Source organism: Chryseobacterium shigense, from assembly GCF_014207845.1.
In the GTDB taxonomy this organism is placed as follows: domain Bacteria; phylum Bacteroidota; class Bacteroidia; order Flavobacteriales; family Weeksellaceae; genus Chryseobacterium; species Chryseobacterium shigense_A.
In genome coordinates, this window is the sequence record NZ_JACHLC010000001.1 from 1,138,601 (window position 1) to 1,161,855 (window position 23,255).

Annotated in this window: 23 protein-coding genes and 1 pseudogene; 13 read left to right on the forward strand and 11 right to left on the reverse strand. The window is 38.0% G+C overall.

The annotated features are described in order from the left end of the window. Positions 1 to 53: 53 nt before the first annotated feature. From bioD to bioA, 3 genes are all read left to right on the forward strand, one after another. Entirely contained in the window at positions 54 to 668 is a 615-nt protein-coding gene (gene bioD / locus HNP36_RS05215; RefSeq protein ID WP_184159718.1) for a dethiobiotin synthase, read from the forward strand. A gap of 2 nt (positions 669 to 670) precedes the next feature. Beyond that, positions 671 to 1,657 carry a biotin synthase BioB gene (bioB, locus tag HNP36_RS05220; protein ID WP_184159716.1) on the forward strand — a complete coding sequence of 329 codons (987 nt, stop codon included), beginning with the start codon at positions 671 to 673 and terminating at the stop codon, positions 1,655 to 1,657. A gap of 244 nt (positions 1,658 to 1,901) precedes the next feature. Continuing rightward, positions 1,902 to 3,227 (forward strand): adenosylmethionine--8-amino-7-oxononanoate transaminase, encoded by a 1,326-nt coding sequence (bioA, locus tag HNP36_RS05225; protein WP_184159714.1) that lies wholly within the window; start codon positions 1,902 to 1,904, stop codon positions 3,225 to 3,227. Here bioA and HNP36_RS05230 read toward each other — a convergent pair. After that, positions 3,181 to 3,498, reverse strand: coding sequence for a winged helix-turn-helix transcriptional regulator (locus tag HNP36_RS05230; protein ID WP_184159713.1), 318 nt, complete (start codon positions 3,496 to 3,498; stop codon positions 3,181 to 3,183). The genes bioA and HNP36_RS05230 overlap by 47 nt on opposite strands. 89 nt (positions 3,499 to 3,587) lie before the next feature. Between HNP36_RS05230 and HNP36_RS05235 the strand changes: the two genes are divergently transcribed. Then, on the forward strand, positions 3,588 to 4,349 hold the full coding sequence (locus tag HNP36_RS05235) for an MBL fold metallo-hydrolase (protein WP_184159710.1): 762 nt from the start codon (positions 3,588 to 3,590) through the stop codon (positions 4,347 to 4,349). Between the two features lie 182 nt (positions 4,350 to 4,531). Here the strand turns inward: HNP36_RS05235 and HNP36_RS05240 are convergent, their stop codons facing one another. Both HNP36_RS05240 and HNP36_RS05245 read right to left on the reverse strand, forming a co-directional pair. After that, entirely contained in the window at positions 4,532 to 4,876 is a 345-nt protein-coding gene (locus HNP36_RS05240; protein WP_184159708.1) for a mannan-binding lectin, read from the reverse strand. A 428-nt stretch (positions 4,877 to 5,304) separates the two neighbouring features. After that, a complete protein-coding gene (locus tag HNP36_RS05245; protein ID WP_184159706.1) occupies positions 5,305 to 5,931 on the reverse strand; it encodes a Crp/Fnr family transcriptional regulator in 627 nt (208 codons plus the stop codon). Positions 5,932 to 6,371: 440 nt separating this feature from the next. Between HNP36_RS05245 and HNP36_RS05250 the strand changes: the two genes are divergently transcribed. After that, positions 6,372 to 8,177, forward strand: a complete 1,806-nt coding sequence (locus tag HNP36_RS05250; protein ID WP_184159704.1) for a hypothetical protein — start codon at positions 6,372 to 6,374, stop codon at positions 8,175 to 8,177. Between the two features lie 213 nt (positions 8,178 to 8,390). After that, complete coding sequence (locus HNP36_RS05255; protein WP_184159702.1) at positions 8,391 to 9,335, forward strand: aldo/keto reductase; 945 nt, start codon at positions 8,391 to 8,393, stop codon at positions 9,333 to 9,335. A gap of 83 nt (positions 9,336 to 9,418) precedes the next feature. Here HNP36_RS05255 and HNP36_RS05260 read toward each other — a convergent pair whose 3' ends face one another. Further along, complete coding sequence (locus HNP36_RS05260) at positions 9,419 to 11,266, reverse strand: chloride channel protein (RefSeq protein WP_184159700.1); 1,848 nt, start codon at positions 11,264 to 11,266, stop codon at positions 9,419 to 9,421. Positions 11,267 to 11,451: 185 nt separating this feature from the next. Next, on the reverse strand, positions 11,452 to 13,050 hold the full coding sequence (locus HNP36_RS05265) for a tetratricopeptide repeat protein (RefSeq protein WP_184159698.1): 1,599 nt from the start codon (positions 13,048 to 13,050) through the stop codon (positions 11,452 to 11,454). A 701-nt stretch (positions 13,051 to 13,751) separates the two neighbouring features. Here HNP36_RS05265 and HNP36_RS05270 point away from each other — a divergent pair. The 5 genes from HNP36_RS05270 (at position 13,752) to HNP36_RS05290 (ending at position 17,315) form a co-directional block, all read left to right on the forward strand. Then, complete coding sequence (locus HNP36_RS05270; protein ID WP_317168952.1) at positions 13,752 to 14,156, forward strand: transposase; 405 nt, start codon at positions 13,752 to 13,754, stop codon at positions 14,154 to 14,156. An 8-nt stretch (positions 14,157 to 14,164) separates the two neighbouring features. Next, complete coding sequence (locus HNP36_RS05275) at positions 14,165 to 14,485, forward strand: helix-turn-helix domain-containing protein (protein ID WP_184159694.1); 321 nt, start codon at positions 14,165 to 14,167, stop codon at positions 14,483 to 14,485. 260 nt (positions 14,486 to 14,745) lie between these two features. Further along, positions 14,746 to 15,573: a hypothetical protein gene (locus tag HNP36_RS05280; protein ID WP_184159692.1), complete on the forward strand. Its 828-nt coding sequence runs from the start codon at positions 14,746 to 14,748 to the stop codon at positions 15,571 to 15,573. Positions 15,574 to 15,589: 16 nt separating this feature from the next. Further along, complete coding sequence (locus HNP36_RS05285) at positions 15,590 to 16,408, forward strand: hypothetical protein (RefSeq protein WP_184159690.1); 819 nt, start codon at positions 15,590 to 15,592, stop codon at positions 16,406 to 16,408. Between the two features lie 10 nt (positions 16,409 to 16,418). Then, positions 16,419 to 17,315, forward strand: a complete 897-nt coding sequence (locus HNP36_RS05290; protein WP_184159688.1) for a hypothetical protein — start codon at positions 16,419 to 16,421, stop codon at positions 17,313 to 17,315. Positions 17,316 to 17,557: 242 nt separating this feature from the next. On the opposite strand, the gene HNP36_RS05295 is transcribed toward HNP36_RS05290, so the two are convergent. The 3 genes and pseudogenes from HNP36_RS05295 to HNP36_RS05305 form a co-directional block, all read right to left on the reverse strand. Further along, a complete protein-coding gene (locus HNP36_RS05295; protein WP_184159686.1) occupies positions 17,558 to 18,361 on the reverse strand; it encodes an SDR family oxidoreductase in 804 nt (267 codons plus the stop codon). A 45-nt stretch (positions 18,362 to 18,406) separates the two neighbouring features. After that, positions 18,407 to 20,065: pseudogene (locus HNP36_RS05300) on the reverse strand (FAD-binding dehydrogenase). A gap of 208 nt (positions 20,066 to 20,273) precedes the next feature. Continuing rightward, on the reverse strand, positions 20,274 to 20,441 hold the full coding sequence (locus tag HNP36_RS05305) for a lmo0937 family membrane protein (protein ID WP_184159685.1): 168 nt from the start codon (positions 20,439 to 20,441) through the stop codon (positions 20,274 to 20,276). 162 nt (positions 20,442 to 20,603) lie between these two features. On the opposite strand from HNP36_RS05305, the gene HNP36_RS05310 reads away from it, so the two are divergent. Beyond that, the gene (locus HNP36_RS05310) at positions 20,604 to 21,077 is read left to right on the forward strand and encodes an NUDIX hydrolase (RefSeq protein WP_184159683.1); all 474 of its coding nucleotides are present in this window, start codon (positions 20,604 to 20,606) and stop codon (positions 21,075 to 21,077) included. On the opposite strand, the gene HNP36_RS05315 is transcribed toward HNP36_RS05310, so the two are convergent. Next, positions 21,067 to 21,558 carry a hypothetical protein gene (locus HNP36_RS05315; RefSeq protein WP_184159681.1) on the reverse strand — a complete coding sequence of 164 codons (492 nt, stop codon included), beginning with the start codon at positions 21,556 to 21,558 and terminating at the stop codon, positions 21,067 to 21,069. The genes HNP36_RS05310 and HNP36_RS05315 overlap by 11 nt on opposite strands. Before the next feature lie 144 nt (positions 21,559 to 21,702). Then, the gene (locus HNP36_RS05320) at positions 21,703 to 22,095 is read right to left on the reverse strand and encodes a Fur family transcriptional regulator (protein ID WP_184159679.1); all 393 of its coding nucleotides are present in this window, start codon (positions 22,093 to 22,095) and stop codon (positions 21,703 to 21,705) included. 88 nt (positions 22,096 to 22,183) lie between these two features. Between HNP36_RS05320 and HNP36_RS05325 the strand changes: the two genes are divergently transcribed. Further along, positions 22,184 to 22,522 (forward strand): MerC domain-containing protein, encoded by a 339-nt coding sequence (locus HNP36_RS05325; RefSeq protein WP_184159677.1) that lies wholly within the window; start codon positions 22,184 to 22,186, stop codon positions 22,520 to 22,522. Between the two features lie 60 nt (positions 22,523 to 22,582). On the opposite strand, the gene HNP36_RS05330 is transcribed toward HNP36_RS05325, so the two are convergent. Next, complete coding sequence (locus tag HNP36_RS05330; protein WP_184159675.1) at positions 22,583 to 23,248, reverse strand: hypothetical protein; 666 nt, start codon at positions 23,246 to 23,248, stop codon at positions 22,583 to 22,585. Positions 23,249 to 23,255: the final 7 nt, after the last annotated feature.

Here is a 23,255-nt window from a genome sequence, read left to right on the forward strand (position 1 = left end):
ATTCACAGGCTTTTTTATCAATCATTCAACAACTCGAAACCCGTAACAATTCAATGAATAAACTCTTTATCACCGGTATTGGTACAGAAGTAGGAAAAACCATCTGTTCGGCAATTTTAGTGCAACATTTTAAAGCAGATTACTGGAAACCCATACAGTCAGGAGATCTTGATTATACAGACAGCCATAAAATACAGGCATGGACAGAAAATACCATTTGTCATCCGGAAGCCCATCGTTTTAAGCTTGCAGCGTCACCACACCAGTCTGCAAAAGAAGAAAGTATACAGATCAGCCTTGATGATTTTGAACTGCCAAAAACCAGCAACAAAATCATTGTGGAAGGAGCAGGAGGGCTTATGGTCCCACTCTCAGACGAATTTTTCATGATTGATCTGATTAAGAAACTGGAAATTCCTGTGGCACTGGTAATCAGGAATTATTTAGGATGCATTAATCATAGTTTACTTTCAATTATGGCATTAGAACAAAAAAAGATCAAACTGGAATTTCTGATCCTTAACGGATCTTTCCCTCCTGACACGGAAAGAGTGATTTCCGGATTTATTAAAAAGGAAACAAGGATTATCCACATTCTTGAGATTGAGCAGCTTACAAAAGACAGCATCAAAAACGCAGCAAAACAATTAATCAAAACAAATTTATGATAATGGACAAAAAAACAACCATCAGAAACAACTGGACAAAAGAAGAAATAGAAGAAATTTATCATCTTCCTCTGCTTGAGCTGATTTATAAAGCATCAACCGTTCACCGTGAGTGGCACGATCCGTCAGAAGTGCAGATTTCAACCCTGTTATCCATCAAAACAGGAGGCTGTCCCGAAGACTGCTCATACTGTGGACAGGCAGCACGTTATCACACCAATATCAAAGTTCAGGCATTACTTCCTACAGAAACCGTTATAGCCCATGCCCAAAAAGCTAAAGACAGCGGCTCTTCCCGTTTCTGTATGGCCGCCGCATGGCGTGAAGTCCGCAATAACCGTGATTTCGACAGGGTAATCGATATGGTAAAAGGAGTGAATGAACTTGGATTGGAAGTTTGCTGTACATTAGGTATGCTTACCGAAGAGCAGGCAATCCGTCTGCAGGAAGCAGGTTTATATGCTTACAATCACAATCTGGATACTTCAGAACAATATTATGAGGAAATTATCTCTACAAGAACCTTTGATAACAGGATCAACACCATCAATAATGTAAGAAAAGCCGGAATAACCGTATGTTCAGGAGGAATTATAGGACTTGGCGAAACCCACAGGGACCGTATTTCAATGCTTCTGACTTTAGCAACAATGCCGAAACACCCGGAATCCGTTCCCATCAACGCGTTAGCAAGAGTAGCAGGAACGCCGCTTGAAGACAATGAGAAAGTAGACACGTGGGAAATGGTAAGGATGATCGCCACTGCAAGAATTGTAATGCCTTCTTCAATGGTAAGATTAAGCGCAGGACGTATCGAAATGAATGAAACGGAGCAGGCCTGGTGCTTTATGGCAGGTGCCAATTCTATTTTTACAGGAGAAAGAGAAACTTTACTGGTAACCCCTAATCCCGGTGTTTCCGAAGATATGCAGATGTTGGAAAAGCTGGGATTGAAACCTATGAAAATGAAAGAGAGCAGCTGTTGCTAGTTACATAGTATGGAAGTTTGGGTGTAATAGGGTTGGAGAGTGGGTGTAGAATCCGGAAATAGTGAACAAACGGCAAATATCTGGTGGCTGAGGCCCTCGAAGCCACCAGTACTAATAGCTCATAAGATTTTTTTTACCGGAATTTATTTGTTCATTATCAAAAAAGTAAATCAGCTTATTCGCCTCCTTCATTTTTTATCCTTTTTACACCTTTTCACCTCAAATAATCATTAATACACTTTACATGAATACCTTAATACAATCCCGCCTTGCAGAAAGAGATAAAGCCGTCAACTGGCACCCTTACACACAGATGAAAACAGCAGGAAATCCTGTTCCAATCGTTAAAGGAAAGGGCGTCTACCTGTATGATAATGAAGGTAAAAAATATATTGATGCCGTTTCATCATGGTGGGTTACTTTACACGGACATGCCCATCCTTACATCGCTGAGCGTGTTTCCCAGCAGCTAAATACTCTGGAACAGGTTATTTTTGCAGGTTTTACGCATGAACCGGCAGTTCAGCTTTCAGAAAACTTATTAAAACTTCTTCCCGGAAATCAGGAAAAGGTTTTCTATTCGGATAATGGCTCCACCGCAGTGGAAGCAGCGCTGAAAATGTGTATTCAGTATGCCTACAATCAGGGAAAAGAAAAAACAAAAATCCTGGCGTTCAAAGAAGCTTATCACGGAGATACATTCGGGGCCATGTCTGTAAGCGGAAGGAGCGTGTGGACAAAACCCTTCGGAAGCATGCTCTTCGAAGTCATTTTTATTGATACTCCAACTGCTGAGAATCTGGAACATTTAAAAATTCAGATCAAAGCCTTGGCAGGAGAAACGGCATGTTTTATTTATGAACCTCTGGTACAGGGCGCCGCAGGAATGCTGATGTATGAAGCCGAACATCTTGATGAGCTGATGAAGTTCTGCAGAAATGAAGAGATCCTGATGATTCAGGATGAAGTATTTACAGGCTTCGGAAGAACCGGAAAATTGTTTGCAGCAGATCACCTGACGGAAATACCGGATATAATGTGCTTTTCAAAAGGGCTGACCGGCGGGACAATGCCCATGGGAATTACAACCTGTTCAAACCGGATTTTTAATGCTTTTCTGTCTGATGATAAATATAAAACATTATTCCACGGACACTCTTTTACAGCAAATCCTTTGGCATGTACAGCAGCACTGGCAAGCATGGAACTGTTATTGAAAGAAGAAACTTTAGCTGCAATTGACCGAATCAGCAGGCAGCATTCGGATTTCACCGGAATTCTGGCCAGCCATCCGAACGTTGAAAATGTCCGCCAGACCGGGACTATTCTTGCTTTTGAATACAAAACGGATCAAAATACATCATATTTCAATGAAACCGGAAAAATCCTGTATGATGAATTTCTGCAGCGGGGAATTATTATGCGTCCTCTGGGAAATATTATGTACCTGGTTCCTCCTTACTGCATTACTCCGGAAGAGTTGGATTTCATTTACCGGAATATTCTCGAGGTTCTGGAACTATTCAGGGAACCAACTTGTTTCCCCACTGATGAAGCTGCTCGAGAATAGGCTCTAATTCCCCGGCTTTATCAGTAAGCTTATAATAAACTTCCGGAGGAAAATTATAGACTTCAATCCGTTGGATCATATGGTTTTCCTCCAGTTGCTTAAGCTGCTCAGAAAGTACTTTCTTCGAAACTCTGGGCATCTTACGCCACAATTCTATAAAACGGACCTGATCTTCTTCAAAAAGATTCTGAAAGATCAGCGGTTTCCACTTTCCGGAAAGAATGTCCAGGCTGCGCCTGAGTCCACAATTTTTAAATTCTTCAAAATTCATCCGTAAAAAATATTTATAGTTAACCTTTTGGTAACCATCCATTATTTAGTCTTGATTAAACAATAGTTTTGCAGAACAAAATTAAGCAAATGAAACTAGAATTATGGCGTAACGCTACATTGGTACTTCAGATCGGAGGAAAGAATATTTTAATTGATCCCATGCTTGGAGAAAAAGGCTCACTGGGTCCATTTCCGATGACAGGTAATGAACTGCTGAACCCTTTGGTTGATCTTCCTTTCAGTGAAGATGAATTAAAAAATAAACTGTCCGAAATTGATGCTGTAGCTGTTACCCATCTTCACCCTGATCATTGGGACGGAAAAGCTATTGAGCTTCTGGATAAAAATATTCCGGTCATCTGCCCGGAAGTTATAGCGGAACAGATATCCCAATCCGGCTTCAGGAATATTATCTCTGTTAAAAACAATATTACCTGGGAAAACATCAGTATTTCTACAACAGAAGGCCGTCACGGAACAGGTGAAATAGGAGAGAAGATGGGAACTGTAAACGGATTTGTCTTTAAAGCAGAGAATCAAGCAGTTTATATTGTTGGCGACAGTATCTGGTACGAAGGCATTGCAGCAGAAATTGACAGGCATAAGCCGGAACATATTATTGTAGCAGGCGGTGCAGCAACTTTTGTAGTGGGAGATCCTATCATCATGACCAGTGAAGATATTATCAGGGTTTGTAAGCACGCTCCTGATGCATCCGTTTTAGTAACCCACCTGGAAGCAGTAAGCCACTGTAAAGAGGACCGTGCATTTATCCAGGATAAAATTGATAAAAGTGGTTGGCAGGACAGATGTTTTGTTTTGCAGGATGGCGAAATACATTCTTTTTAAATAATTTGAAAGAAACTGATTATTAGTAAAAAGACTATATCTTTTGTAGGATACAGTCTTTTTTATTAATAATCTTCAACAGATTTATTTTCTGCCGCTTCCGTTAAAAAATATGCTTCGGTAAGGCTTTGCAAAAAAAATCCCCGGGTTTCCCCGGAGATCCATTTTAATCTAAATTAGTATCAGAACTTAAATACACAGCCGCAAACGCTCATTTTGCCTTCTACAACTGTGGTCCATTGTCCGTTCCATGTGCCTCCGTAAGAAGCACAGATTGAAGGGCATATTTCTTTCGCATCTTCATTGCTCCAGATAGGGCCCGCTAAAACATCCATAGTATATTCGGTGCTTCCGGTTGGCTGAGTATTGTATTCAACCTCGATAACGCTCATCTGACCTTCGACAATAGTGCTCCATTGTCCGGTAAATTTTCCTAAATGTGCCGCAGCAATACGGCCTCCGATTTTTTGTGCTTCGTCATTGCTCCAAAGCGGACCGGCAATGATGTTGATTTTGAATGTTGACATGGTGTAATGTTTTAAATTGTTTAACATTACAAAGTTGTCACTTTAAAGAGAGATATGATAGCGTAGAAAGTACCAAATTTACTATTCCGTATTTTCACTTAAACATGAAATAAACAATTATGAATGCATAAAATGAAAAAAGGTCCCCAAAGGAGGAGACCTTAAAAAAACACAAATGATGAAAAAAAATTATTTCGATCCACAAATATAAACAAAATTTATATTATGTGGGATATCATATGAACATAAATATTAAAAAATTATTAATTCCATTTAAAAAAGAAGGCATCTGGCAATACTATTATCTTATCAACCCATCATATAGGATATTATGATAAAATCAAAATAATAAGTAAATATTTAAACATAATTAATATTAACAAGAAAGCATTACATTAATTATATAACACTAGTTGAAAATGTACCTGTCAATAAAATATTTTACCATTCTGGATTCTTACCGTTTTTTCTTTTTCCATTTTTTTTACAACTCTGATAACGGTTTCTACACATAAACCGGTAAGTGAGGCTAAATGCTGTCTTGTAAAAGGAAACTGGTAAGAATACTTGTCGGTGTACTGATTATAAGATTTAAAGCAATCCATTACACGTTTTACTTTTGTTCCGGGATCGGGAGCGGAAATATTACTCAACATCACATGCCTGTAGTACATTCTCTCCGCTGTATAGCTGTAGAGTTTTAAAATAAGATCCGGCGAGCTTCCGGTAAGTTCCAGAAATTTATTTTTATCAAGCCTTATAATCTCACAATTCCCCATTGCCACTGCGTTAACAGGATAGGGCTTATCTATGAAGAGAGAACTCTCTGCAAAACAATGACCGTCAAAAGGCAGACTGTGAATAATTTCCCGGCCATCTTCATGATAATTGTTGATTTTTACAGTCCCTGTTCTGATCTGAAAATAATACTTCGGCTGATCATTCTCCTTGAAAATAATATCATTTATCGAATAATTCATCAGTTCTGCTCCTGAGGAAAGTAAAAGTTCTTCATCTATAACCATAGGCGTATATAACTGTTGTGTAATTCGCAAAATATAAATTCAGGTTAATTTCGTTTCTTAAGGTTCTGAATTTTTATTCAAAAATAATTATTACTTTATAAAAACACGGTAAAACTTTAAAATTTAAAATTTAAACAAATTCATAATATATTTATAACAACATGACTCCAGTCATAAAATAAATCGGCTATTCCTCCTACTTTTGAGAATTGCGATTAACTTCCATATATCTCAATACATTACGTTTTAACATGGGCCTCTCAACTGAGAGGTTTTTATTTTAAAACTATTAGAACGCACTTCCTGATTTTCGCAAAAGAATGATATTTGGCATATTTCCGAAATTAAAAATATTATTCAACGCATAACTAACATTTAAATGATAGATTTAAGTAATTAAAAATACCGGGTTGAATCTGTCAATTCCGTATTTTATTTATTCTCAATGAAAGAATTTTTATCAAAATAAAATGACACATAAACCATTACACAACTTCCATATTCCGGTAATGGGCCTGGCGTATACCATAGACAGCCCAATCCGCGTTGCCCAATATGGAATTTCTTCCGTTATTTCCATTATTGATGATGAGATCCTGGAAAAAATGAAAAACTTCTACAACAGGAAATTCAATCTTGATTACCTTGGAATTTCAACAAAAACAGAAGATTACAGGGCAAAAAGAATTACAGCTTACCTGGATATGGTAGATGATATCGTGAATGAAAAATTTGAAACCTTCAAGCAGGAAATCACTAAGAACGGGGAAGCATTAAAGAACTTTATAGCCATTCTGCCCAATACTTCAGATCTGAAAAACGGGCTTCAGAACTTAATAAACCAAAAAGACAATGTAAGCTCAGGCATCAGGAACTTCATTGAATCCAACCTGAAGCCGGGAAGTATTGACGTTAATATCATGACAAAAGTTGATAAAGACAACTATAAAAAAGACGAGCAGCTTCCGGTGATTTTTAATGATGCCCATGCCTCACTGCGGGGCTTTGCACAAAGCAAACTATCTTCTTCCATGGTACTTTCTGCAGGAATGAATCCGCGTTTATACAGCTATATTGAAGAATTTGATGATTTCTTTCCTGATCAGAACGGATTTTTAAAAAAGAAGATCATTCTTAAGGTAAGCGATTTCCGTTCAGCGATGATCCAGGGAAATTTTTTAGCTAAAAAAGGATTATGGATTTCGGAATACAGGATAGAATCCGGACTGAACTGCGGAGGACACGCATTCGCTACGGAAGGGATGCTGCTTGGGCCTATCATGGAAGAATTTAAACAGAAAAAGGATGAATTGATCCGGTCTGCTCATGCATTAATGATTACAGCTTTAGAACAGAAAGGAAAACATACGGTTTCTGAACCTCTTGGCATGAAAATTACCGTTCAGGGGGGAGTAGGAACTTCCGAAGAGCATGAATTTCTGCTTGAAAACTATAAGGTAGACAGTGTTGGATGGGGTTCTCCATTTCTTTTGGTTCCTGAAGCCACTTCCGTAGACACCGAAACCAGGAACCTGCTTTTAAAATCCAAAGAACAGGATTTTTATCTGAGTAATATCTCGCCTTTGGGTGTCCCTTTTAATACAGTAAAGGGTACTTCCAATGAAATTTTGAAATATCAAAAAGAAGCTGCCGGAAAATATGGAAGCTCATGCCCTAAAAAGCTGCTGGCTTTAAGCAAAGAATTTTCACCGCAGGGAACCTGTACCGCTTCCAAAAAGTACCAGGATATTAAATTAAAGGAACTTCAGGATGAGCAGGAACTTACTGCTGAAGAATTTAACAGGAGAAAAACTGAAATTACAGATAAGGCATGTCTTTGTGTAGGATTGGTAAATGCGGCATATATGGAGCAGAATCTTGAAATAAAAGGAGAAAAACAAGGAGTTGTTATATGCCCCGGACCCAATCTTGCTTTTTTTGATAAAGAAGTTTCCCTTTCCGAAATGGTAAAACACATCTATGGAAACGCCAATATACTTACGGATAATAACCGTCCGAATATGTTCATTAATGAACTGAAAATGTATGTTGATTACCTTAAAAAAGAAATCAGCAGCTCTTCAATACAGATTACCAGTTCCCAGATTAAAAAATGGAATACATTCAAAAAAAATATATCCGAAGGTATTGAATATTATCACCATCTGTTCAATACATCCACTTTCTTTACAAGCGGACTGAAAACCATAGAACTGCAACTACAGGAATATAAACTGATGCTTACAGCTATTGAGATTCCCCAAGCTAAAAAGTAACAGTATTTTTTTATTTTAATTGATAGATAAAACAGTCTTCATCGTGGAGGCTGTTTTTATTTTGAATTATGGTTCTTAAAGCATAAAGAATGTGTGGGAATAAGCATTTTCATTTATAATAACTATAAGCAGCATGCTTATTTTTGAATGTGAAATGATGAGTGATATTCCTTACCTTAGATACTTCTTACAATTTTAATTCAATTTGTTTTTATGGAAAAAAGAAAGATAAAAAATACAGATCTGTCGGTAGCGCCTGTCAATTTTGGAGGAAATGTTTTTGGATGGACGCTTGATGAAAGACAGTCTTTTGATATATTGGATCAGTTTACAGATGCCGGATTCAATTTTATTGATACTGCAGATACATATTCATGGTGGGTGAACGGAAAAGGAGGTCAGTCTGAGGAAATTATCGGAAAATGGATGAAAAACCGCTCCAACCGTCAGGATATAGTGCTGGCAACCAAAGTGGGATCCGAAACCAAAGAACATGGCTTTGATATCAGTAAAAAACATATTTTAAAATCCGTTGATGAATCCCTTCAAAGGCTTCAGACCGATCATATTGACCTTTACTATACCCATTTTGACAATCATACCACTCCGGTAGAAGAAACACTTTCTGCATATGATGAGATCATTAAAGCAGGGAAGGTACGTTATATTGCAGCATCTAACCTTACTCCCGAACGTCTGAAAGCATCATTTGAAGCTTCAGAAAAATATAATCTTCCAAAGTATGCTGCGCTACAGCCTCATTACAATCTGATGGAAAGAGAAGGCTTTGAAAAAAATTATGCTCCGTTAGTGGAGGAATTTGGATTGAGTGTGTTTCCGTACTGGTCATTAGCAGCAGGTTTTCTTACCGGAAAATACCGCACAGAAGCTGATTTAGGCAAAAGTCAAAGAGGCGATGGCGTAAGAAAGTACCTGAATACCAAAGGTCTTGAAGTATTAAAAGCGTTGGATCAGGTAAGTGAAAAGCATCAGACAACACAGGGAACTGCAGCTTTGGCATGGCTCTTGGCCAATCCTTTAATTACGGCCCCTATTGTGAGTGCAACCAGCGCTTCCCAGCTTGAGACTTTATTCAATGCTCCCAAGCTGGTTCTGGATCAGGAAGATATTGAACTGCTTAATCAGGCAAGTAACTAATTTGAAGATAAAATACATACAATATCCGTTCAGTAGCTGGGCGGATATTTTATGCTTAAATGATTAAAGTTTTATTTGAAAAATCAATCGGAGTATTCTTTTAAAAGCTGTCTGTAGCTCATCAGAATGGAAGATTTTGAAATAAATCCGGTAAAATTATTATTCTCATCAGTTACAGGAAGATGCCAAACCCCGGTATCATCAAAGATCTGAAGAATTTCCAAGGGTTTATTTTTCCGGTAAATTACTGCAGGCGGAGCTTTCATAATTTGGGAAACCGTCATTGAATGGTCTGTTTCCGTATTAAAAAGATATGGACGGATATCATCCAAAGTTAGAATCCCTTTCAGTTTTCCGGCTTCGTCAGTTGCTGCGAAGATGTTTTTATTTCCGTTTTTCACCTGTTCAAACAACTCGGTAACTGAAGCATTTTCATTGATTGTTTCTGAATATTTATCTATAAATTCTTCAGTTTTTAAAGCAAAAAGAAGATTTTTATCGTGCTTATTGGTCAATATTTTTCCTTCGTCAGCCAAAGATTTCAGTTCAGGGGAGATTGGAGAGAACCATTTTGCAATAAGATAGGAAATGATGGATACAATCATCAGCGGAATAAAAAGATCATACCCGAAACTGGATTCGGCAATAAGGAATATAGCTGTAAGAGGGGCATAAAGAACACCACTCATTGCCCCGGCCATTCCTACGAGAACCAGATTGGTTACCGGAACTTCTGTAAAACCGATATGCTGGCAAACCAGTGCAAATAAATATCCCACCGTACCTCCGGCAAAAAGTGAAGGGGCAAAATTACCGCCATTCCCTCCGCTGAATATGGTAAAAGATGTTGCAAAAGCCTTTAAAAGACATATGAGAACTAAAAATATGATAATCGTCCATTCCCCGATTTCAAAATACCGGAAAAAACTGTTTCTGATGATAGACTGGGTGCTTCCGTTAGTAAAAGCCTTTACCGTATCATATCCTTCTCCGAACAACGGAGGAAAAAGAACGCACAACAATGACAGAACCAAACCGCCAAACATGGCTTTCCGCATCCTCGAAAGTTTTAATCCTTTGATAAAGTGTTCCACTTTTTGGGAAATGACTACAAAATAGCGCGCATACAGCCCGGTTACAATTCCCAGAATAAGATAATAGGGGACATTCTTATAATTAAAAGGTTCTCTTGTATAGAACCTGAAAAGCACATCTTCCTGCAGCAATATTCTCGACAGAAGACTTCCGCAGACCGCTGCAACTACCAAAGGAATGAAATCTGTAAAAACTACACCTGTCAAAAGAATCTCAAAGGCAAACATAATCCCGGCAATAGGCGCATTGAAGGCTGAAGCGATTCCTGCCGTAGCACCTGCCGCCAGAAGAAGGGTCCTTTCCTTATAACTCAGCCTGTAGGTCTGTGCATAATTGGAACCGATGGCAGCACCGGTAACTGCTATAGGGCTTTCCAGTCCTGCAGAGCCTCCCAACCCGACCGTTACGGCACTCTGAATGATCTGGGAATACATTTTTACGGAAGCCACGATGCTTGAATTCTGGGCAATTTCATATAAAATGGCACCAATCCCTTTCCTGTCCTGCCCCTTAAACAGGGTAAGAACAATTGCCGTAGTAAGCACAATTCCCAGGAAAGGAAAAACAATATAGAATAAGATCTGATACTCAAAATGAACCTTATGTGTAATAAAATTGTGAATGGTATGCACCAGAGTTTTCAGGACAACTCCGGCCAACCCTGCAGTACAGCCAACAAGAATCCCGGAGAGTACCAGAAACTGGTTTCTGCTGAGCCTGTTATTCAGCCAGTGGAGGATAAGCTCATAACTTCGGGCTTTTTCCAGTCCATATTCCTGAAAGTCTCTTTTAAATTTCAGAAAGCTTAAATACTTTTTTTTATTGTGAATTTTCACCTGAGAACCAATTTAACACTGTAATGGCTCCTTAAATTTATGAAATATCTTTATAATAATTTTGTTTCCTTTATCAGGGTTAATCAAAAAAAGGTAATAACGCATTGAATTTAAGATATTTAAATCAATTGAAAATAATTCATCATCGCGTATCAGCTTCGAAAAAAGAATGCTGTAAAAATATTCTAAGAGGCAGATTCCAAACTGTCTTTTTTAAGGCTGCTGATAAAATAGGAGGGGCTTACCCCGGTTTCTTTCTTGAAAATAACCGCAAAAACCTCCCTTGATGAAAACCCGCAGGCTTCAGCCAGGTAGCTGATCTTATATTCCCTGTAAATAGGGTCTTCATAAAGCTTATTGATAATATAACTGATGCGGAGACCGTTGATATAATTATTGTAATTATTCTCCCTGTATTGCTTGATGATTTCAGAAAGATACCTGGTATTGGTACTCAGATCATTGGCAAGGGAAGTAAGGCTCAGGTCCTTTTTGATGAATTTTTGTGATTTCTCAAACTTTTCAAGTTTAACGAGGATCATTTTAACTGTTTCATCGGTAATATTAATGCTTTTCTCAGAAGATATTTCCACCTGCATATCAGCCACAGGAGTATGATTGGCTTTTTTAAGATTATCAATAACAGCTTCGTAACTTTTATGAAGTTTTCTCTGATTTCTTTTCCAGAAAATTATCCCGCCTGCTATAATTAATATAATGAAAACAGAGACAAATACCAGGATCTTCTGAATATTTCCGGAATGTGCTTTTCCCTGTTCATCCATCATTTTTTTTACCGGAGTATTAATGGTTTTCTTTTCTTGGTTTACAAGGCTGTCATTCAGTTTTGTATAAAGATTCATATACTTTTTTGAAGCTTCTTTTTCTCCAAGCTCTACGTAAGATTTGAAATTAACTTCATAAATATCTCTGCGGATATAGGGTATGCTGATTGATTTCTCCAGATGCTCAGCCATTTCTGCATAATGTACTGCCTGGCTGTATTTCTTTTGATCGTAGTACAGCCACGCATATTCATTCAGAATAGTAACTTCCAGATTTTTGCGTACGCCATACTGCTCATTCTGGGATATTTTCAATGCTTTTCCAAAATAATCTTCTGCATCATTAATGCGCTTTGAGGCAACGCTTGTCATTCCCAGGTTCATGTAGGATAGGGCAAGAAGATGATATTTTTTAGACATATAATCTTTGCTACTGCCAATATGAAATGCACTTTCCAGACATTTTTTCTGGTAATATATAACAGAGTCCAAAGGTGCATTCACATGAGCCAAGTATAAGCCTATTCCTGTATAAGTTAACGCCTTCAGGTAGTTTTTCCTGTCTTCCGGCACTACTTTTTCAGATATTTTTAATGCTTTTCTAAATTCTATGATGCTTTCGTTATTGAAGCCCAATTCTGTGTAGGATGAAGCCCTCAGCCTGTAAATATTAGCCAGTTTTGCATCTTCTTTTGCATCCAAAGCAAGTTTTTCGGCTTCTGTACTTAAATCAATTACTTTTTTATGATTCCCGGTGTCAAAATACCTGGCCATAAGCATAGAGCTGCTTTCCAGAATGCCTTTTTGATAATTGGCCTTTTTAGAAGCACGGTAGAGCTTTTCAGAAAGTTCTATTGATTTTGCCGGATTGCCCTTGGACAGTTCTTCGGCGCGGATAATTTCAGAGTCAATTTGTGAATTTGTAAGAGATCCGGAATTCAGCTGGGCATGAAAAAGTCCGAAAATCATACAGAACAGAAGTAAAACGGTATTTTTCATTTTGTGTGTTTTTGAAAAAGCAAATTAAGTACAATATTAACAATTATAACTCAATAATAGCGTTAGTTTTTCAGAATTTATGTTATTAATTAAATTTATCAATAAACTGATCTTAAATAATTTAACTTAAAATTATTGTCTTAAATCCGGATTTTTTCAATCAAATAAAAATAGCCCCAAAATAGAAGTTTATTTTTCAGAAATCATTTTATACTGAATTTTTCCCTGTCTGATCAGGAGTCTAAATCTGTGCATATTTTAAAAGAGCAGATGGTTCATCTACAGCTATAAAACGCATCGATACTGAAGGAAAAATTGTTGGCCATTATCAGTCATCATCCTTCCGGCACTCTGCAAAACTGATTATTTAACCTGACGGATATGGAGGTTTTACCCGACAAGATGGTATATAGTGAAATATTCAGAATTTACAACACCATACATTTTTATATCGCAGGATAAACCTTTAATCTTGTTGTCAGAATCTCACATAATGTTTACATGGAAAAACAAAATCAGGCTTAAAATTCTAAAGCACAAGTATGAAAAGCAATAAACCTGTCAGAATTTCTAATCCCCTCAATTAGGAATTTTGTCCTATTGCTTTTCCTTTGTTCATCACTATTCAATTTCAAAATAAACATTTAGAAACACAAACAATTAAAAAGATTATGGACCTAAAAAACCTTAACATTGGATCAATGATAAAAGAAAAGGTTGCTAAAAGCGGTATAGAAATGTCCCGCATATGTAAATTTTTAAACTGCAAAGAAGAAGATGTCATGAAAATGTATAATTCTTCGGCCTTTGATACAGATGTATTGCTGCGCTGGTCCAAGCTTCTGCAATATGATTTTTTCAGGCTTTACTCCCAGCACCTTATTTTATATTCTCCGCAGTCTTCCATGAATTATGTTCAGAAGAAAAGCATACAGGATTCCTTGCCGGCCTTCCGCAAAAGCCTTTATACTAAAGAAATCATAGAATTTGTTCTGGATAAGATCAGAAAAGGGGAGATGACGAAATCAACTGTAATTTCCGAATATAAAATTCCCAAAAGCACCCTCTACAAATGGCTGCATAAATATAATCTGATAGAACAATAGAACACACAATGGAAAGTATCCCTGATTATAAAAGAATCTATACAGATCTTATCAACGAAAGACATCCTGATAAAATAGAGGCATTTAAAGCCATATTTTCCAAGGAGAATTTCTCTGTATTGGATGTCATTACATGCAGTAACCTTCTTACAGACAATACGGACAAAAGCACCTTTACTTTTAACCAGAAACACCGTTGTTTTGACCAGCAGTCTATCCTTGAAATACTGAATTTCCAAAAGAAATACGGATATAATAATGCACAGCTGGCCCGGCATTTTAAACTAAGCAGAAATACAATTACAAAATGGAAAAAGAAGTTTATCTAGCGCTTGGGATAAAAGTAAAGTAAAACAGACGCAAAAGAGTATAAATAATTATTTATCACTATATTACATAAATTAATTAATGTACTTTTTTCCGAAAACATTACAAACAATATTTCCCATTTTGAAAGAGTTTGTCAATCTTTGTAACCAACAGAGAATGTGAATTTTCAGTTTCATAAAAATTTAAAATGACTGTAAAAAGCATTTTAACCTTAAAAGTTCCATCAAAATAAAACCCCGACATTTAAAAACACAATTCAATGAAAAAAAAATTGCTATTCTTAGCACTTGTATCTTCATCGTTCATTAGCGCACAGATAGGAATTAATACCAGCAAGCCGCTGGGAACCCTACATATAGACGGTGCTAAAGATAATGCAGCTTCAGCCACTCCCGAACAAATCAGTAATGACCTCATTATTACCAATACAGGTTTCATAGGGGCAGGAGTTTCAAATCCAACCGTAAAACTTGATATGCGGTCAGCCGGATTACAAAATGCTGTAGGATTAGGCTCCACCAATATGACAGCCAGTGCAGCAGGAGCAGGTGCCGTGAGATATGAACCTACTCAAGCCAAATTTCAGGTATCTGACGGATCTGTCTGGGAAGCGGCAATTATTCTTCCCACAAAAGCGGTAGTGGTGGCAAGACTAACCAGTCCTGTCTCTATAGGCTACAATTCTGATGTAAATATTACAGGATGGGACGAAGTCAGAGATTTATCCAATAGTTTTGACCCTACAACAGGGATTTTTACAGCACCCAGGGCAGGTGTTTATACGTTTTTGATGACGTATAACTTTGTTTCCGGTTCGGTAGCCAACTCTTCTGAAGTCACCAGCCAGTTTTACAGTCCAAGCGCAGGATCCATCCTTGCCCGTTCTTATAAAACATTTGCAAGGGCCAATGAGGATGCCCAGGTAGGAGGATCAGCTGCTATTACGGTTAATTTAAGTGCCGATCAGACTGTCCGTCCGCAGCTTAACCAAAACATTACAGGATCCGGACCAAGAGCTTTAAGGGCAAATGCAGACTGGACTCATTCGGATGCCGGCTTTAATAACCTGACTATTATCGAAAATTAAAAACACAAAAATGAAAATGAAAAACTTATATAAACTACTGGTCTTTTTCCTGTCGTTCTCTGTACAGGCTCAAACAGGTGTGTTCACCAAAGATCCTATGCAGCCCTTTCACATAGATGGTGCAAAGGATAACACCAGTATACCTCCTTCTGCATCTCAGATCATAAATGATGTAGTAGTTACTTCCGACGGGAAACTGGGAGTAGGGATTTTAAATCCTAAAACAAAAGTAGATGTACGTTCGGGTGATCCCAAAAGTATTATCGGATTAGGCACAAGCACCCAAACGGCTGCTGAAGCCGGCGGTGGCGCAATTCGTTACGGCTCCGGAAATATTATCCAGTATTCCGATGGTGCAGCATGGCATAACCTTCCCATGACCCTGCCTCCGAAAGCATTGGTATTAGCTAATAAAAGTTCTGCGCTTACTCTTAATAACAACGCTACAACTCTGGTAAACGGATGGAATGTAGTAACAGATTCCCAGTCTAATTTCAACGGCACTACTTTCACTGCGCCCAGAAACGGGTTTTATATTGTTTCTTTCAACATCACTTTAGCAGATAGCAATATTGCGCAGAATTCAAGAATAGAAACAATTATTGAAAGTAATAATGCGACCAATAATATTCAGACCTACAGAAGCGTAAACTCGTATCCGGCCTGGGATGTTTCTACTGTCGGTAATATAGTGGGAGGTAACTGTACGGCTATTTTCAATTTATCCGCAGGCAATACCATCCAATTTAAGGTATATCATAATTTTGGAAGCAACAGAGGTATAAATACGGCAAACAGCGGAACCAATAACAGTATCAGTATTTACGAATTATAAAACAGCAAAGATGAAATTAAATAAAAAAAACATACTATTACTGGGCTCCGGAATTCTTTCGAATTTACTGTCAGCCCAAATGGGCATTGGCCTAAATAATCCCAGTTCTGCGAATGCTGTTGAAATCAATACCACAGAAAAAGTCATCATTGATAAAACCGGAAAAATAGGAGCAGGAGTAGCCACCCCAAAAATGGCTATTGACCTTAGAAACGGCGCCAACGGCTCTATGGCAATAGGAATGACGAACCAGACTGCTGCTGAAGCCGGAGCTGGTGCTATGCGTTACAATCCCAACCCTGCTATCGGAGTACAGGGCTATATAGAATATTCTGACGGAACGGTATGGGTTCCTATTTTACCTTACGGAAAGCCAAGAATTGTAGTTATGGCTGAAAAAACAGATAACAATTCCACCGTTTTTGAACCCGGCTTATGGCCTGTAGGGAATTATACGGACGGAATTCCCGGAAGATCTTCTTCTTACCTTACTTCATGGACGGAAAAGCTGGATTCGGATTCCGGGCAGCCGAGAACTAATTTCGATCCTTCTACTGGCGAATTTATCGCTCCAAGATCAGGGGTATACTTTGCTACTTTTACTTTTGCCCTTGCACCAAGCCAGGTTAATACCAGTTTTGGGCAGAACCAGACGGAAGCGATCTGGGAAGTGAGAAACTCTGCCAATTCGGTTATACAAAGGATAAAAACCAATAATGGTTATCCTCAGGATACAGGAAACTCACCCAATGCTGTGATAGTGGGATCTGCCTGTACTGCAAGTTTATATCTGAATGCAGGCGACAAGCTAAGACCTTTTGTATGGATTAATGTATCATGGGATCCTGATAAGCGTCCTCTTCTTAATACGGGAGGTTATAATGTTCTGACCGTTGTTGAACAATAGTCTTCATCTCTTATACTTAAAGATCATCATTTATCAGGAAATCAGAATAGCCTCTCATTCGGGAGGTTATTTATTTTTTTATATTGAGTAATTGGCAATTAATAATTTCTCCAGGCTTCGGAAAAATTTGTGTGATTCATTTTTTATCTCTAGCTGATCATACAGATATTTGATGAAAATATGATCCGCAAAGTATTCATCAAGAGGTTGCTGACAATTTCGGCATTTATATTTCTTTATGACTATACCACTTTTGCCTTACGGACAATTTTAGCCAGAAGATCGGGAAAGAACCTCTTAAGATAAGTTCCCATAACTTCCTGTCCGCCTATGGAAGCCTGATTTTTCTTTTTCCGGATTGCGGAAAGCATTTTTCCAGCAAAAATATCAGCCGGCATTCCCTTCATGGTGGCATCATCCATAGTTCCCTGTAGAGAACCGCTGCCGGTTACTGCATTAATGGAAATATTGGTCTGTACAAATCCGGGGCAAATAATGGTTACTATAATATTTTTTGTATACAATTCAGCACGCAGAGAATCAAAAAAACCGTGGAGTGCATGTTTGGCGGCTGCATAACTGCTTCTCATCGGAGCTCCGAAAATCCCCATCATGCTGGAAACAACAGCAATATGTCCGCCACCGTTTCTGACCATATAGGGAAGAACAGATTTGGTGAGGGCTACGGTTCCTATAAAATCAACTTCTATTAAACGTTTATCAACCTCTATATCTGTTTCCATAGCCAGAGAGCGCTGGGAAAGTCCGGCATTATTGATTAAAATATCAATTTTTCCAAATTTCTCTATGACTTGTGTTACGATATCCGGCATCTGTTTATAATTTTCCAGATCTAAAGGCAGTATCATAAAACGATTTGCATCAAGTCCGGCCTTTTGGGCAACGGTATTTAACTGATCTTTATTTCTTGACGAAAGAATAATTTTCGCATTGCTTTTTGCTGCCAGTTCATGAACCAAAGCTTCCCCGATTCCTGATGAAGCTCCCGTGATCCAAACCACTTTATTATTAAAATAATTTTTCATCCTTAATGTTTTTTTGTTAATTCTTAAAATTCATCATGATCTTTTTTAAAGTCCTGCAATATATTGTCCTGCCTTCATCCCGGAAAAGATGCATCCTCCGAGAAATGTTCCTTCCAGAGCACGGTATCCATGCATTCCGCCGCCGCCGAAGCCTGAAACTTCTCCTGCAGCATACAATCCATCTATTACGGTATCATCATCCCTTAAAACCTGTCCGTTAAGATTGGTTTTAATACCGCCTAATGTTTTCCTTGTAAGAATATTAAGCCGTACAGCGATCAGAGGTCCGTTTTTAGGGTCCAGTATTTTATGCGGGGAAGCAACACGGCCGAGTTTGTCTCCTAAATAATTTCTTGTATTCCGGATATAGTTAACCTGTGTGTCTTTTGAATATTTATTGTCCAGCTCGCGGTCTCTGGCTTCAATCTGCTCTTTGATTTTTTCATAGTTCAAAAGGGAAGTGCCTGTCAGCTCATTCATTTTTTCTACCAGATCTTTGAGATTATCTGAAACAATGAAATCTTTCCCATGTTCTTTAAAGGCTTCTACAGGGCCGGGGGCTTTTTTTCCAAAAATCCGGTTGAGGAACAGGGCGTAATCTTTATTGGTAATATCCGGATTCTGTTCTGATCCTGAAAGGGCAAATTCTTTTTTAATGATTTTCTGGGTAAGTATAAACCAGGAGTAAGAAAATCCTGTATCCTGTATGTGCTTCAAAGTTCCCAGGGTATCAAATCCGGGAAGAAAAGGAGCGGGGAGGCGGTTTCCTCTGGCATTAAACCATAGGGAAGATGGGCCGGGAAGTATCCTGATACCGTGTTTCGGCCATATCGGATTCCAGTTCTGTATTCCTTCTGTATAATGCCACATTCTGTCCGGGTTGATGATATGTGCCCCGGAATTTTCTGCAATACCAATCATTTTTCCATCTACATAAGCGGGCACACCACAAACCATATTTTCCGGGGCTTTTCCTAGTCTTTCCGGTCAGTTTTTGCGGACCAGTTCATGATTGGCTCCTATACCTCCGGATGCAATAATTACATGAGAGGCATGATATTCAAACCGGGAAATGACATTTCTGTTGGTTTCAGCTCCTCTTTCTTTATCATCGTTTTCGAGGATATCGCCTTTAACGCCTTTGGCTTTGTTGTTTTCTATAATCAGATCGGTCACTCTGTGCCTGAATTTCATCTGTAAAAGGCCTTTCTTTTCGGCTTCATATGCTTTATCTACAAAAGGCTTTACAACTCCTGTTCCTGTTCCCCAGCTGACATGGAAACGTGGCACAGAATTCCCATGACCTGTTGCTGATCCGTCTCCGCGTTCTGCCCAGCCTACCATGAACATAAATTTGATTCCCAGTTTAGAAACATAGGCATATTTTTCATAGGCTGCAAACTTCAGATAAGCTTCTGCCCATTTTCCGGGCCAGTAATCTTCCTCACGGTCAAAACCTGCTGTGCCTTTCCAGTCCTGAAGAGCCAGCTCATAAGAATCTTTGATTCCCAATTTCCGCTGTTGGGGAGAATTAACGAGAAACAGGCCCCCGAATGACCAGAATGCCTGTCCGCCAATATTCTGTTCTGTTTCCTGGTCCAGAAGAAGTACTTTTTTCCCGGCATTGGTAATTTCCATTGCAGCAGTGAGTCCTGCCAGTCCTGTTCCTATAATAATAACATCAGGCTGGAATTTTTCTTCCATTATATTGATTTGCTTTTGTTTGTACTTGCATTATATTTCCTATAATAAATATATAAAATATTTACACTCAAAAAGCAGCCAAAATATTTCAGAAGCAGATATCATTTCCTGTTTTATTTCTGATGGATGGTAACATCAAAAAAAGCAGGCCGGAAAATTAATCTGCGGACCTGCTTTTATTTGATATTCAGTAGTGCTTCAGCTATGATCAGAGAGGCTTTTTACCTGAAATAATGTTATAAAGTATTACAATAATGGCAATTACCAGAAGAATATGTACCAAATATCCGGTACTGATTCCCGGCACGACATCTAACATTCCAAGAAGCCAAACAACGATACAAATGACAGCTACTAACCATAATAAATTTCTCATGACTTTAAATTTTTAATGTTATTTCCTGATTTAATACACATTCTATGCCTTTATGAAATAAAATTGACAATAATATTAAAAATGTGGTACCTGTAATCTTTTTCTGATATAAATAAAACAAGTAAACAGAAGTATTCTTGAAAAATATCTTATCTTAAAACAATGAAAACAAGTGCGGGCATTTTGCTGTTTAAAAGAGTAAAAAATAATCTGTATTATTTCCTGGTTCATCCGGGCGGACCTTTCTGGAAGAATAAAGATGCAGGCACATGGTCTGTTCCAAAAGGGGAGATACAGCCTGATGAAGATCCGCTGGAGCGTGCCTTAACTGAATTTAAAGAAGAAACGGGGAAAACGATACACGGTGAATTCATTGCTCTTGTGCCCGTTAAGCAGAAAGGAGGTAAAACTGTTCATGCGTGGGCTCTGGAAAGTGATCTTGAAATATCCGGACTTTACAGCAATACACTGCAGATAGAATGGCCCCCAGGATCTTCTAAAATGATAGAAATTCCCGAGGTAGATCAGTGGGAGTGGTTTGAATCGGTGGAGGCTCAAAAAAGAATCAACCCGGCACAGATTGCATTTATAGCAGAATTAGAGAGGATATTGAGTGAACAGGATTCTATTTCTTAATTCCAATAGATTGTAAGGCATTAGCTGTAAGATATATATCCTCAAAAACAGTAAGTGCTTCAATATCTGTAAATGCAGTTGACATAAGATCATTTTTATTGAAAGAGAGTTCCACTTCCTGATCATAAGAAGCTACGATTCTCACTACGGAATATCCGTTGTAAGCGATGATAAACCCTTCAAACAGACATTTTTTTTCTGCTTCCTGATAATGAATATGCTCTTCAAATCCGGCAATATCATTTCTTTTTACAGCGTTATGATCAAGTGATTTCCAGGCAGTGTAGTTTCTGGGTTCTTTCAGTACATTTCCGTTCGGATCTACAGGAACAAACATTCCAAGAGTTAAGGGCAGTCTTAGAAAATTAGCATAGTTTTTCATCAAACGTAATGTCTGAAGATCGGCATATCCTTCGTTAGCATAGTATTCAATAACAAAATCTGTCATCGGAATCAGCTTGTGGGAAGCTTCAGTCGGCATAATTGGTGTTTTCTTTTCTTAAAATAAAAATAGTACTTTTATTTACTTTACCAAACAATAATCTGTTCCGGCTGCAGGAAAGCCGGTGCTGAAATTTTCAGATGCCCGGAAAGTAGACGGGAGATCATGGCCTGATTGTTGAGATTACTGCATTTTAGAGCATTTCGGGCATATCCCGCTCACTATAAAATTATATTCCTGTGCTATAAAATCCGGTGGCAGGCTGATATCAGGAACCACATTTTCAATACATGTTACCGAATGGCATTCTTTACAGTTAAAATGAATATGGTTGTGGAAGTGTTTTTCTGTACTGCATTTTCCGCTGCATCTGGCAAAATTCACCACTCCGTCTATATTTACAATTTTATGAATGAGTCCTTCATTTTCAAGCCTTTCCAGTACCCTGTAAATAGTCACTCTGTTGCACAGGTCGCCCAGCTTTTTCTGTATATCTGATTGTGAAAGAGCGATGTCAGAATGATTAATGACATTTAAAATTTCAGTTTTGGCCTGGGTATTTCTGATTTGTTTCATTTTTTAATGCAACAAAGTTGCTTTAATTAAGATTTTATCTATACTTTTGCAACAAAGTTACAATAAGAAATTTAAATCCCCGGTTTTTATGAAATCAAAAATTCTTGATGCAGTAGGAATTTCTGCAGCAGTTCTGTGTCTTATCCATTGTATAGTTTTTCCTCTGTTACTGATTATTCCTTTGGGAATATCCCATAATCCTTATATTGATCTTGCTTTCCTGATCATTGGTACTGTAGTGGTTTACAGGGTTACAAAGAGTATAACCCGCCATTGGCTCAGGGTCCTGCTCTGGGCTTCCATTTTTCTTATTGCGGTTTCTGTTTTTGCAGATTTGATCTTTGAAATTCATATTCCTTTATTATATGCAGGAGCAGCAGGATTAATCACGGGCCATATCATCAACTTTAAAAATCATCAACATTAAATTCTGAAATTATAAATGACCAGTCCTGAAAATAGTACGAATTACAGGCTGGTCATTTTTTTATGGAAAAAGCAGAACATACAAAGCTGCCAGGATGATGAGAATGCTGAGAATAGCAGTAAGCCATTTCAAACCTGAAACAATAATTATTTTGATTTGAAAGGTAGAGATTAATTTATTTTTATCATCTTCATTCAATCTCCAGTCTTCGGGGTTGGTTATTCTTTCCTGTTTAAGGATATCCAGCTTCTCCAGCAGGGATACTGTAAAATTATTTTCAAGTATATCCATAGCATAAGCTGCCAAAGGAAAATACCAGCATTTAATCAGCAAAATGTAAATGAAAGAATAGGGCCTGTCCATAAATCTTAACCAGAAATAAAAGAATATCATCAGCAAACCTCCGTAGGCAAAGGGCATAAAATACGAATCTGCTTTTAATGCTTTATTTATAACAGTACTGGTTTTGGAATCAATTCCCAAAAGGATGTCCTTCAAATAGGTCTTTTTGAAGGGAAGCTGTAGACCGGCCAAAGAAAATTTTTTGAATGTATATTTATTTTCACAGGTTTTTATACTGTAAAGAAAACCTTTTGAGAAGGAAGCCAGATAGGCACCGGTTGTAATGGTCCCGATGGATGTCAGAATAGCAATCCACAAAATCAGCTGATCAAAATTATCAATTCGAATATGCTGATCCAGATAATAATTTGTAATCTTTATCATGACTAAA

Excerpts from the sequence above, each read along its gene's own strand:
- bioD (WP_184159718.1), top strand. The coding sequence starts at position 54 with ATGAATAAACTCTTTATCACCGGTATTGGTACAGAAGTAGGAAAAACC.
- bioB (WP_184159716.1), top strand. The coding sequence starts at position 671 with ATGGACAAAAAAACAACCATCAGAAACAACTGGACAAAAGAAGAAATA.
- bioA (WP_184159714.1), top strand. The coding sequence starts at position 1,902 with ATGAATACCTTAATACAATCCCGCCTTGCAGAAAGAGATAAAGCCGTC.
- HNP36_RS05230 (WP_184159713.1), bottom strand. The coding sequence starts at position 3,498 with ATGAATTTTGAAGAATTTAAAAATTGTGGACTCAGGCGCAGCCTGGAC.
- HNP36_RS05235 (WP_184159710.1), top strand. The coding sequence starts at position 3,588 with ATGAAACTAGAATTATGGCGTAACGCTACATTGGTACTTCAGATCGGA.
- HNP36_RS05240 (WP_184159708.1), bottom strand. The coding sequence starts at position 4,876 with ATGTCAACATTCAAAATCAACATCATTGCCGGTCCGCTTTGGAGCAAT.
- HNP36_RS05250 (WP_184159704.1), top strand. The coding sequence starts at position 6,372 with ATGACACATAAACCATTACACAACTTCCATATTCCGGTAATGGGCCTG.
- HNP36_RS05255 (WP_184159702.1), top strand. The coding sequence starts at position 8,391 with ATGGAAAAAAGAAAGATAAAAAATACAGATCTGTCGGTAGCGCCTGTC.
- HNP36_RS05265 (WP_184159698.1), bottom strand. The coding sequence starts at position 13,050 with ATGAAAAATACCGTTTTACTTCTGTTCTGTATGATTTTCGGACTTTTT.
- HNP36_RS05270 (WP_317168952.1), top strand. The coding sequence starts at position 13,752 with ATGATAAAAGAAAAGGTTGCTAAAAGCGGTATAGAAATGTCCCGCATA.
- HNP36_RS05275 (WP_184159694.1), top strand. The coding sequence starts at position 14,165 with ATGGAAAGTATCCCTGATTATAAAAGAATCTATACAGATCTTATCAAC.
- HNP36_RS05280 (WP_184159692.1), top strand. The coding sequence starts at position 14,746 with ATGAAAAAAAAATTGCTATTCTTAGCACTTGTATCTTCATCGTTCATT.
- HNP36_RS05285 (WP_184159690.1), top strand. The coding sequence starts at position 15,590 with ATGAAAAACTTATATAAACTACTGGTCTTTTTCCTGTCGTTCTCTGTA.
- HNP36_RS05290 (WP_184159688.1), top strand. The coding sequence starts at position 16,419 with ATGAAATTAAATAAAAAAAACATACTATTACTGGGCTCCGGAATTCTT.
- HNP36_RS05295 (WP_184159686.1), bottom strand. The coding sequence starts at position 18,361 with ATGAAAAATTATTTTAATAATAAAGTGGTTTGGATCACGGGAGCTTCA.
- HNP36_RS05305 (WP_184159685.1), bottom strand. The coding sequence starts at position 20,441 with ATGAGAAATTTATTATGGTTAGTAGCTGTCATTTGTATCGTTGTTTGG.
- HNP36_RS05310 (WP_184159683.1), top strand. The coding sequence starts at position 20,604 with ATGAAAACAAGTGCGGGCATTTTGCTGTTTAAAAGAGTAAAAAATAAT.
- HNP36_RS05315 (WP_184159681.1), bottom strand. The coding sequence starts at position 21,558 with ATGCCGACTGAAGCTTCCCACAAGCTGATTCCGATGACAGATTTTGTT.
- HNP36_RS05320 (WP_184159679.1), bottom strand. The coding sequence starts at position 22,095 with ATGAAACAAATCAGAAATACCCAGGCCAAAACTGAAATTTTAAATGTC.
- HNP36_RS05325 (WP_184159677.1), top strand. The coding sequence starts at position 22,184 with ATGAAATCAAAAATTCTTGATGCAGTAGGAATTTCTGCAGCAGTTCTG.
- HNP36_RS05330 (WP_184159675.1), bottom strand. The coding sequence starts at position 23,248 with ATGATAAAGATTACAAATTATTATCTGGATCAGCATATTCGAATTGAT.